Source organism: Clostridium sp. DSM 8431, from assembly GCF_900116755.1.
In the GTDB taxonomy this organism is placed as follows: Bacteria; Bacillota; Clostridia; order Clostridiales; family Clostridiaceae; genus Clostridium.
On sequence record NZ_FPBY01000117.1, the window covers coordinates 1 to 10,824 of the forward strand.

Sequence of the window (10,824 nt, forward strand, 5' to 3'; positions counted from 1 at the left end):
TCTGCATAAATGCGAATAGTATAACTTTAAGTAATTTCTCTGAATCACATCTTGGACGACCTGTTTTGCAGCCTTCCCCTGCAAAATATGATTTTAGGTCAATGTGATCTATTACATCACAGAAAGTATATACCGGATCTGAAATATCAATAATTTTTTCGATTTCCAATGGTAATTTTAATTGTTTTGTTATAAAATTATTATTAGTAAAATTATTTGGTATCATAATTTAATTTTACCAAAAAATCGCTGTAAGTTTAATGCCTACAGCGATTTTCTTTTTAGGAGAGTTTTTTTACATCCCCTTATTTAGTACACTATACTATTATGTTTTCATATTAAATATTATTTTATTTTATAGAATAAGATGATATAATGTTTGTTGAAAATGAGGTGTTAAGATGAGTAGTTTAGCAGGACAAGGTTGTGAAAGAATAATTCCAGAAGAGGAAAAAAAACCTTTAAAAGATATTGAAAGAAGTATCATAAAAAAATATAGAAAGCAGATATGGTCTAAATTTGTTAAGGCTGTTAAAGAATATAATCTTATAGAAGAAGGAGATAAGATAGCTGTTGCTATTTCAGGAGGAAAAGACAGTCTTTTAATGGCAAAGTTATTACAAGAGCTTCATAGACATGGTGAAGTTAACTTTGATCTAGAGTTCATTGCTATGGATCCAGGATATCATCCACAAATAAAAGCCTTATTAAAGGAAAATTTGGAATATCTTAATATTGATGCTCACATATATGAATCAGGAATATTTGAAGTTGCGGAAAAAATGGCTAAAGATTATCCATGCTATATGTGTGCAAGAATGAGAAGAGGTTCTTTATATTCTAAAGCTCAAGAGCTTGGATGTAATAAACTTGCATTAGGACATCACTATAATGATGTAATAGAAACAACAATGTTAAATGTACTTTATGGAGGAAACTTTAAAACAATGCTTCCAAAACTTAAAGCACAAAATTTTGAAAACATTGAACTAATAAGACCTTTATATCTTATTGAAGAAGAAAATATAAAAAGATGGATAAATTATAGTGGAATATGGCCTTTAAACTGTGCATGTATGATTGCAGCAGAGAAGATTGGTAATAAGAGATTTGAAATAAAGAAACTTATTGAAGACTTAAAGAAAAACTTTAATAATGTTGATAAGTCTATATTTAAAGCTGCAGAAAATGTTGCTATGGATTCTATTTTGGGATGGGAAAAAGATGGAAAGAAATATTCATTTTTAGATGTATATGATGAAGAATAAATATATTATATGAAGGTGAATTAATTATGAAGATTGCTGTTATTTCAGATGTACATGGAAATACTGAAAATTTAAATGTTTTTATGAATTATATTAATAAGGAAGGAATTAAGACTGTCTTAAATCTTGGAGATATTATTGGTGGAGATAATCCAGTAGAAGCTTTAAGAATTATAATGAATGATAAACGTTTTATAAGTGTTCGTGGAAATCATGACAGCAGTCTTTTTTTAGAAGATGAATTATTAGATGAAGAAATTTTATGGTTAGATAGTTTACCTTTAATTAAAACTGTAGAATTTTGTAATAAAAAATTTCTTATGGTTCATAGTAGAATTGATAATAATACAGATATGCCTTTATTATATGAGGGAAAAAGTCTTTTAGAATTTTTAAAAGACTATGAAGGAGACTATGATTATGTTTTATTTGGGCATACTCATTATCAAGGTTTACTATCTTATTATAAAGGAAGTACTATGATAAATCCAGGTTCATTAGGTTTATCTTATGATGAAAAGATAAGCTTTTGCATAATTGATTTAAGTTATGATAGTATAAGTATAGATATGAAAAAGTATAATTTAATAAAATAAAAGTAGATTTTTTGGAGATAAAATAAAGTTGTATAAAAAAAATACGACAATAAATTATAAGTTAATGGGAGTTATTGATGAATGGAAAATAAGGAGGAATATTAAATGAACAAAGAAGCGTTATTAGCAATGGATCCTAATATACTAGTTAGTATGGTTAACATGAGGTTAAGAGATTATTTTGATTCATTAGAAGCATATTGTGAAGATGTAGGAATATCAGTAGAAGAATTAAATAAAAAATTAATGGAAACTGGAAGAGTTTACGATAGAGATACAAATCAATATAAATAGAATTATATTTTTTTTAGTATATAGTGCTCTGGAGGAAATGAAATGAATATTAAAAATAAAGGAAAGCTTGCTATATTTCTTGGAGCTGCAGCAGCATTAGCAGTATCTTTAATGAAGGATAGAAAAGATTATGATAATATGAATGCAGAAGAAGAAGAGAGTAAAGAATAATTTTTTTTGTTGAAATAATTGACAAATAAGAAAAAAATAGATATATTATTAATATAAAGTAAATTCTTTGATGAGGAGTAGTAGCTATATAATTAGGTCTAAGAGAGCTGATGATGGTGTGAATTCAGTACTGATATTAATAGTGAATGGACCTTTGAGAAGCTAGGTGAAATGAAAAAAGTAGCTGATGCCGTAGTCTGTACGTTAAAACAGAGGAAGTATGATTGTACTTTCAAGTGAGAGAGGTAATTTTTTTAAAATTACAATTTAGGTGGTATCGCGGTTTATATCCGTCCTATTGTTATAGGATGGATTTTTTTACGTCTGTGGAGTATAAAATTTCTTTGACAGTAAGTATTAATTACTACAGGTTTTCTGGTATGTAAGTTTATTAAGAACGTAAAAATAAATATAGTGCCACAAAAGAACCGAAAAACTTAGTGTCAGCAACTTTGTTCTTATTTTTTTTATATTGGGGGAATGAAAATGAATACTAAAAAGATGACAGTCAATGCTATATTAATTGCAATTGGGGTAATATTGCATATTGCAGCTCCTTCTATAGGGCTTCCTGCTCAACCAGACTTTGCAGTTGCAATGTTATTTATTATTATGTTATTAAATAGAGATTATAAAACAACAATTATTTCAGGTATTATTATAGGTATATTTACGGCAGTTACAACTAAAACTGCTGGGGGGCAACTTCCTAATATTCTTGATAAGCTAATAACATGTAACGTAATGTATTTAGTATTATTACCACTACGAAACAAAGTAAGTAAGAATATTCAAGCAGTAGTTATTCTTCTTTTAGGAACTATGATAAGTGGATTTTCATTTTTAAGTACATTAGCAATAATTTATGGAATAGAAGGTACAATAACAGCTGCAATAATAGCTGTAGTAATTCCAACAGCAGCTATTAATACAGTAGTTGGATTAATAATGTATAAAATAATAGAAAGAACTATAAAACAGACAAGAATAAAACTTGATTAATTATTATAAAAAATTATAGTTAAAGAGGTACATCTGAATCTAATTTATTTAGATGTACCTCTTTTAATATATTTATTTTTTTATATAATGAAATTGTTCAGGAGTATCATCGTCTATAGTCTTAAATGAATATCCTTTATCTTTATAATATTTTATTATTTCAGGAAGAGCTTTCACTGAATTCTTACTTTGATATCCACAGTGCATAAGAAGAAAAATAGTATCTTTATCACTTTTTGCTTTATTTATAAAAGTAGAAGGAGATGCATAAGGATTAGCACCATCAGTGGTATCAACATTCCAATCAAATATTCTTAAATTATTTTTATGAAGAAGATCAACAAGTTCTGGCTTTAATTTATAACAAGTATTGTTGCAGCCACAAGGAAATCTTAATATAGTAGGAGATTCACCAGTTATATCTTTTATTAAAGCTTGAGAGTCTAGCATTTCCTTTAAAAATGCATCATTAGATGCGTAAAGTTTACTTTTTTCATGACTCATACTGTGAAGGCCTATGGAATGTCCTTCCTCTTTAAGTCTTTTTACTAAATCTTCTTGATCTTTAATTTGATCTCCAATTAAAAAGAAGGTTCCTGGGACATTTTCTTCTTTTAAAATATCTAATACGTCAGTTGCTATTTTACCTGCAGGGCCATCATCAAAAGTAAGATAAATAATCTTTTCAGAATCTTCAGCAGCGTATACCCTTAAGGAACTAATAGAAAAAATAAGTATAAAGAAAATAGATAAATTCTTTAAAAATTTAATTTTCATTTTATCACCTTCATAAAACTTGATACAAAGTTATTATGTTTCTAATAATAACTTTTATGCAAAAAAACTTTTACATAACAGATGTTTAAAAATTATATTTATGGTAATATATAGAGGTAAAAAGTGGGGTAGAGGTATGATTATGGGTTTTAAATATATACAAATAATATTGGTTATTTTCCTTGGTATAGAATCTTTATTTAATGTGTGGGAAGGTTCTTGGTTATTAAAATTTATGTTTTTAGTTGTTGTGGTAGCTAATATAGTATTACATAAAAGAAATTATAAATTTAAAAAAAGTTTCACTAGAGTTATAAATTCTGTAAATGTAGTAATATTGGAATATGGCAAGGAAGACAAAAAATTATCTTTATCTAAAAATTATAAGAATGTATTTGGTATAGATAAAGATATAAATATATTAGAAGATTTTTATGAGTTTATTGATAAAAAAGATAGGGATTATATAAGGAATTTTTTAAAGGAAGTTATAAATAGAGAAATTAAGGATGATTTTATATTAGAATTTCAAATTAATAATTCTAATGAAGAAGTTATAGTACTAGAGTGTTCAGGAAAGGGAGAAATAAATAATAAGGAATTTGTTATAAGTGCTACGATTTTAGATATAACTGAAAAAGTTAAGTTAGATAACATGCTTAGAAAAAGTGAAAAGAAATATAAAATGGCTTTAGAAGGAAGTAAGGATATAATGTTTTATATAAATTTAAAGGAAAAAACTATAACCTTAGATAATAAAATTTCAAGTTTGCTAGGCTTAGAGTGGAAGAGAGAATTAGTATTTGATTTAGAAGAGTGGTTTAATTATATAATTGAAGATGAAAGAGAAAAAGTTAAAAATAAGTTTTATGAATTTTTAAATAGTAATAGTAAGTATTTAAATATAGAATATAGAGCTGTTACTAGTTATAAAAAAGAATTATGGCTTAAAATTAGAGGCAAAAGAATTAATGATGAGGGAGATTATATATATGGTTCCATAAATGATGACACAGATAGAAAGGAAAAAGAAATAAAAATAAATTATCTTAGCTATTATGATGAGGTTACAGGAATACCTAATAGACATTATTTTATGGAAAAAGCTGAAAAGATGAAAGAGGTTTCATTATTAAATAAAAAGTATTTTGTTATAATTTTTATTGATCTTGATAACTTTAAGCTTATAAATGATACATATGGACATGCTACAGGAGACAGTGTATTAAGATTATTTTGTAATAAAGTAAATAAAAGATTAGAGTATCTAAATAAGAATTGGTTTTTATCTAGATTCGGAGGAGATGAATTTATAATTTCAATTGAAAATGTTGATAAAAAAGAAGAAATTATAGATATTGTTAAAAATATTATTGAAGAAAGTAATATTCCTATAAGCATGAATAAAAAAGATATATACAATACAGTAAGTATAGGTGTAAGTATGGGCAAAAGTATAGGGGATACAATACAGTCTTTATTAAAGAAAGCTGATATTGCAATGTATAATGCTAAAGCTACTGGAAAAAATAAGTATATGATTTTTGATGAAAAATTGGCTTATGATATTGATAGAGAACTTAAATTAGATAGTTATATAAGAAAGTCTATAGAAAATAATGAGATTTATTTTTTAATGCAACCTAAGTATTATATTAAGTCTAGAGAAATACAAGGTTTTGAATTTTTGGCTAGATGGAATAGTGAAGAACTTGGAATAGTTTCTCCTTCTGAGTTTATACCAACTGCTGAAAATAATGGTTTTATAGTTGAAATTGGAAAATATCTTATTAAAGATTCTTTTAAAAAGTGTAAATTAATAAATGAGCTATCGAGTAAAAAGCTAAAAGTATCTATTAATCTTTCAGAGGTTCAATTAAGGGATGAAGAATTAATTGATTTTATAAAAAAAAGTATTAAAGAAGAAGATATAGACCCACAAAGTATAGAATTTGAAGTTACTGAAAGTATAATTATGGAATCTATAAAAAGAAATATAGGGGCTTTAGGAGAATTAAAGAAAATGGGCTTCTCTGTTGCATTAGATGATTTTGGAACAGGATATTCATCTTTAAATTATCTAAAGAATCTTCCAATAGATACAGTAAAAATTGATAAGAGTTTTATTGATGATATTGGTAAAGATTTTAAGGGTGAAAATATAATTAAAAAAATAATTGAATTAGCGCATTTAATGAATTTAGAGGTTGTTGCAGAAGGGGTAGAGAATAAGGAACAGTTTGAATTTTTAAGTGAAGCTAATTGCGATATAATTCAAGGATATTATTTAGGTAAACCAAAAACCTTTGAGGAAGTTAAAGAAATCATAAAGTAAAAACTTTTGACACACTAAACTCTTAAAATTCATATTTTAATATGGAGAATACTAAGGAGGCTTCTTAAGATGAAGAAGGAAAATGAAAAAAAGGTTTACTGCACTAATATGGATGATAAGGACCCTGTTATAGAAAAATTTCTAGAAGAGTACCTTAAATCTAAAGAAGATGAAACTAATATTCATAAGGGTGATGAATTCATGGTGAATTTTGATATTACCTATGCTGATGGTAGTAGTGAAAGTTATACCTGTGGAAATGAAAGTAAAGTATTTGGAGATAATGAGCATAATCATTCAGAAAGAATATTAAAGAAAGATATTGATAAAGATTATAATTATAGAGAAAATGAAGTTCTTGATATTGAAAGTGAAATAGGAAAGTGGACTAATTGTGTTGATGAATGGTGTGGCTTTAGTAAAAAATATGAAGAAAAGAGTAAAGATAAAAAAGAAGAGTGTGACCATAAGGAAGAAACTAAAAAAGAAGAGGACCTAGAGGGGAAAATTACTGTATATTCAATTTTATCTTTAAAGAAAAGTAATACATTAAAAGGCGTAACTATAAATTTATATAAAATAAATAGTATTAGACCAGAGCTTGTAGAAAGTAAGATTACAGATGAAGAAGGCAAGGTAGAATTTGAAAAGGTTCCTGAAGGAAATTATAGAATTATTGAGCTTATAAATAAGAATTATTTTGAAAAGCCAGTTTATTTAACTTGGAATGAAGTTAATATATCAAAAAGCAATAAAAAATATGTTCTTTATGTATTAAATACTTTAAAAAATTATAAAAATAATTAATATTATTTGTGATAAAGAAACTGTGATAATATAAATAAACATTGTATTTCACAGTTTCTTTTATATAATAAGTTTATGAAAGTTTTTTTACAAAAGGATGAGGAAAGGATATGGAAAAATATGAAAATAAGAATTAAATACTTTGAGGGTGCAGTAAAATTAAAGAAAATTACTAAGGGAAACTGGATAGACGTTTATTCAAATAAAGACGTATTTGTAAAAGAAGGAGAAAGAGCAATGATTCCTTTAGGTTTTGCATTAGAATTACCTTCAGGATGGGAAGGTCATCTTGCACCTAGAAGCTCTACATTTAAATCATGGGGAATAATACAAACTAATAGTGTAGGGGTAGTTGATGATACATATATAGGAGATAATGATGAGTGGCATATGCCTGTATACTGTCTACAAGGCAAAGAAAATGAAGTAGTAGATGGCGTAGAAACAAAGGGGACATGGATAAAACATGGAGATAAAATAGGTCAGTTTAGAATTATGGAAGTTATGCCTGAAATAGAATTTGAAGAAGTTCTTACTTTTGGAAATGCAGATCGTGGAGGATTTGGAACTACAGGAGTTAAGTAAAGAAAACGCCTAGAATTTCTAGGCGTTTTGTTTTATTCTTCTGAAGATAATGTTTCCCATTCTTCATAAAGCATTTCTAATTTTTCTTCTATACTTTTAATTTCTTTATTAACTCTTTCACTTTCAGTTGGATTTGAATATACTTCTTCTAGACATTGAGATTCTTGAAGTTTTGTTAATTCTTCTTCACAATTTGAAATATCAGTTTCTAAAGTTCTTATTCTAGCTTTTTTAGCTTTTTCTTCTTTTTTTGCTTCACGTTTTTTTCTATTATCTTCTTTAATCTGAGTCTTAGTTTTTCCTTTTGCTGCTTCTTCTAAAGCTTCAAATCTTTGAGGATTCTTTTTCTTTTCTATATAATAGCTGTAGTTTCCAAGGTATTCATTTAAACCATCTTCCTCTAATTCAACTATTTTATGTATTACTTTATTTAAGAAATATCTATCATGGGATATTACTATCATAGTACCATCATAACTTAAGATGGCATCTTCTAATGCTTCTCTAGACATAATATCAAGATGGTTTGTAGGTTCGTCTAAAAGTAGTAAATTAGATTTTAATAACATAAGTTTTAAAAGATTTATTCTACATTTTTCTCCACCACTTAATTTATCAATAGTCTTAAATACATCATCACCCTTAAATAGGAATGAACCTAAAACAGTTCTAAGTTTACTTGTTGTTAGATAAGGAAAGTCATCCCATACTTCATCTAAGATAGTTTTGTTTTCAGAAAGGTTTGATTGTTCCTGGTCATAGTAACCTACATTAACATTAGTTCCTAAGGATACAACACCTGAATCAGGTTTTACCTTATCCATTATTATTTTAAATAAAGTAGTTTTTCCACGTCCATTTTCTCCAATAAGAGCAATTTTTTCTCCTCTTTTTAAATCAAGAGAAACATTAGAAAATAGATGTTTATTTTCATAACTCTTAGATAACTTTTCAAGATGTAAAACATCATAACCACTTTTAACAGCAGTTTCAAAAGAAATTTTAGATGCATCTTTTTCCTTATCAGGAGCATCTATTCTTTCTATTTTATTTAGAGATTTTTCTCTACTTTCAGCTGCTTTAATACTTTTTTCTCTATTAAAAGATCTATATTTTTCTATTATAGCTTCTTGCCTTTTAATTTCTGCTTGTTGCAAATTATAAGCTTTTAATTGATTTTCATAATCTTTTTTTCTAAGTTCAAGAAATTTTGTATATGGAGCATTGTAGCAGTTAACATGGCCATTTATAACTTGGAAGGTTCTATTAGTTACAGAATCTAAAAAGAATCTATCATGGGATATAACTAAAACAGTTCCTTTATAAGTTTTTAAATAGTCTTCAAGCCATTCAATTGCTTCAAGGTCAAGGTGGTTTGTAGGTTCGTCTAAAAGAAGAATATCAGGAGATTGCAAAAGAAGTTTACAAAGAGCAACTCTTGTTTTTTGTCCTCCGCTTAAAGTACTTATAAGCTTATCAAAGTCTTTTTCAAAAAAGCCTAACCCTTTTAATACTCTATTTATTTCTCCTTTATAAGTATAACCGCCTCTGTTTGTATAAGTTTCTTGAGCTGTTGTATAATCTTTAATTAATTTGTTATGGTATTCAGCATTACTTTCCGTATAAGGTTCATTCATCTTAATTTCCAATGATTGAAGTTTGTTTTCTAATCCTACAAGGTCAGAAAAGACAGTAAGCATTTCATTAAATATGGTATTTTCTGAATCTAAATTAAGATGCTGTGCTAAATATCCTATAGTTTTATTTTTATCTATAAATATTTCACCATCATCAAAACTTAACTGCTTAGTTAAAATTTTAAATAAAGTTGATTTACCTTCACCATTGGCACCAATAAGTCCAACTTTGTCTCCTTCATTAATGGAAAGTGTAATATCTTTCAGAATCTCGTCTATACCATAACTCTTACTAATATTTTTACAACTTAAAACAATCATTTACTTTCCCTCCGGTTAAAATTTAGGTACACTATATTTATAATATGTAACTTAAGTTTACTAATATATTATACTATTTAACTTAAGTCATATCAATTTGCACAATATATAACTGAGAAACAAAAAGTTAATATAATATATTAAGAATAATTGACTAAGTGTCAAAATGGAGTATAATGGTAATTGACTAGGAGTCATAGGGAGGAAAAATGCTTAAAAACGAAAAGAAAATAAACAAAGTAAAAGAAAATAAAAAGAGAAAGGAGGAGGATTTATTTTCAGCTGCTTATGAATTATTTACAACAAAGGGAGCTAATAATACAGCTATAGATGAAATTGTAAAAAAAGCAGGGGTAGCAAAAGGAACTTTTTATTTATATTTTAAAGACAAATACGATATAATAAATAGATTAATTTTAAAGAAAAGTGCTCAAATAGTAAGAGAGGCTATGGAAATTACAGAGAGAGAAAATATAAAAGATTTTGAAAAACAGACAATATTTTTTATAGACTATGTAATAAATTATTTTAAAACTAATAAGCTTTTATTAAAATTAATAAATAAAAATTTTTCTAGTGGACTATATAGAAGAACTATGAATAGTAATGAAGAATCTAATAAAGAAGTTCAAGATGTTATGAAGCTTTTTATTGATGGCTTAAAGTCAGAGTACAATATGAGTCCTGAGGAAGCTGAAATGACTTTGTTTATGATTTTTGAATTAGTTGGTGGCGTCTGCTATAGTTCCATAATATTAAATGAACCAGAAGATATAGATATGATAAAACCAATTTTATTCAAGAAGATTTTAGCTATGATACGTAACTAAAAAGACCAGCTAATAATAGTCAAGTAAATTTTAAAAAATAATATTTTTTAAAAAAGGGTATAGCAAACAAACCATTTGTAAAACACGAATGGTTACAAAAAATGTAAATCAATTAAGCGGCACTATTTTGAGAAGTATTTTCTAAAAACATTTGTTTATGTATTTTAGGATTTCGTAACTCAAATGGAGTTTGGTTTCGAA

At 26.6% G+C, this 10,824-nt stretch carries 12 protein-coding genes and 1 other annotated feature; of the genes, 9 read left to right on the plus strand and 3 right to left on the minus strand.

Annotated elements, in window-relative coordinates:
- Positions 1–226: hypothetical protein (locus BM384_RS11825; protein ID WP_347455072.1), on the minus strand; the 226-nt coding region annotated here is incomplete at its 3' end.
- 175 nt (positions 227–401) lie between these two features.
- Between BM384_RS11825 and BM384_RS11830 the strand changes: the two genes are divergently transcribed.
- From BM384_RS11830 to BM384_RS11845, 5 genes are all read left to right on the plus strand, one after another.
- The gene (locus tag BM384_RS11830; protein ID WP_090013848.1) at positions 402–1,268 is read left to right on the plus strand and encodes a tRNA 2-thiocytidine biosynthesis TtcA family protein; all 867 of its coding nucleotides are present in this window, start codon (positions 402–404) and stop codon (positions 1,266–1,268) included.
- Positions 1,269–1,294: 26 nt separating this feature from the next.
- Positions 1,295–1,864 carry a metallophosphoesterase family protein gene (locus tag BM384_RS11835; RefSeq protein WP_090013850.1) on the plus strand — a complete coding sequence of 190 codons (570 nt, stop codon included), beginning with the start codon at positions 1,295–1,297 and terminating at the stop codon, positions 1,862–1,864.
- Between the two features lie 105 nt (positions 1,865–1,969).
- On the plus strand, positions 1,970–2,158 hold the full coding sequence (locus tag BM384_RS11840; RefSeq protein ID WP_090013852.1) for a DUF4250 domain-containing protein: 189 nt from the start codon (positions 1,970–1,972) through the stop codon (positions 2,156–2,158).
- Between the two features lie 42 nt (positions 2,159–2,200).
- Positions 2,201–2,329, plus strand: a complete 129-nt coding sequence (locus BM384_RS18545) for a hypothetical protein (protein ID WP_278280925.1) — start codon at positions 2,201–2,203, stop codon at positions 2,327–2,329.
- Between the two features lie 58 nt (positions 2,330–2,387).
- Positions 2,388–2,630: a binding site (T-box leader), on the plus strand.
- A 185-nt stretch (positions 2,631–2,815) separates the two neighbouring features.
- Positions 2,816–3,331: a tryptophan transporter gene (locus BM384_RS11845; protein WP_090013854.1), complete on the plus strand. Its 516-nt coding sequence runs from the start codon at positions 2,816–2,818 to the stop codon at positions 3,329–3,331.
- Between the two features lie 72 nt (positions 3,332–3,403).
- Here the strand turns inward: BM384_RS11845 and BM384_RS11850 are convergent, their stop codons facing one another.
- Positions 3,404–4,108: a polysaccharide deacetylase family protein gene (locus BM384_RS11850; RefSeq protein ID WP_090013856.1), complete on the minus strand. Its 705-nt coding sequence runs from the start codon at positions 4,106–4,108 to the stop codon at positions 3,404–3,406.
- Between the two features lie 142 nt (positions 4,109–4,250).
- Between BM384_RS11850 and BM384_RS11855 the strand changes: the two genes are divergently transcribed.
- The 3 genes from BM384_RS11855 to BM384_RS11865 all read left to right on the plus strand — a co-directional run bounded on the left by BM384_RS11855 (position 4,251) and on the right by BM384_RS11865 (position 7,835).
- Positions 4,251–6,443, plus strand: coding sequence for a sensor domain-containing protein (locus BM384_RS11855; protein WP_175537360.1), 2,193 nt, complete (start codon positions 4,251–4,253; stop codon positions 6,441–6,443).
- Positions 6,444–6,512: 69 nt separating this feature from the next.
- Positions 6,513–7,250 carry a prealbumin-like fold domain-containing protein gene (locus BM384_RS11860; protein WP_090013860.1) on the plus strand — a complete coding sequence of 246 codons (738 nt, stop codon included), beginning with the start codon at positions 6,513–6,515 and terminating at the stop codon, positions 7,248–7,250.
- A 120-nt stretch (positions 7,251–7,370) separates the two neighbouring features.
- Positions 7,371–7,835 carry a dUTP diphosphatase gene (locus tag BM384_RS11865; RefSeq protein ID WP_090013862.1) on the plus strand — a complete coding sequence of 155 codons (465 nt, stop codon included), beginning with the start codon at positions 7,371–7,373 and terminating at the stop codon, positions 7,833–7,835.
- A 32-nt stretch (positions 7,836–7,867) separates the two neighbouring features.
- Here the strand turns inward: BM384_RS11865 and abc-f are convergent, their stop codons facing one another.
- Positions 7,868–9,793: a ribosomal protection-like ABC-F family protein gene (abc-f, locus tag BM384_RS11870; RefSeq protein ID WP_090013863.1), complete on the minus strand. Its 1,926-nt coding sequence runs from the start codon at positions 9,791–9,793 to the stop codon at positions 7,868–7,870.
- 209 nt (positions 9,794–10,002) lie between these two features.
- Here abc-f and BM384_RS11875 point away from each other — a divergent pair, with 209 nt between their 5' ends.
- Complete coding sequence (locus tag BM384_RS11875; RefSeq protein ID WP_090013865.1) at positions 10,003–10,623, plus strand: TetR/AcrR family transcriptional regulator; 621 nt, start codon at positions 10,003–10,005, stop codon at positions 10,621–10,623.
- The last annotated feature ends 201 nt before the right edge of the window (positions 10,624–10,824 follow it).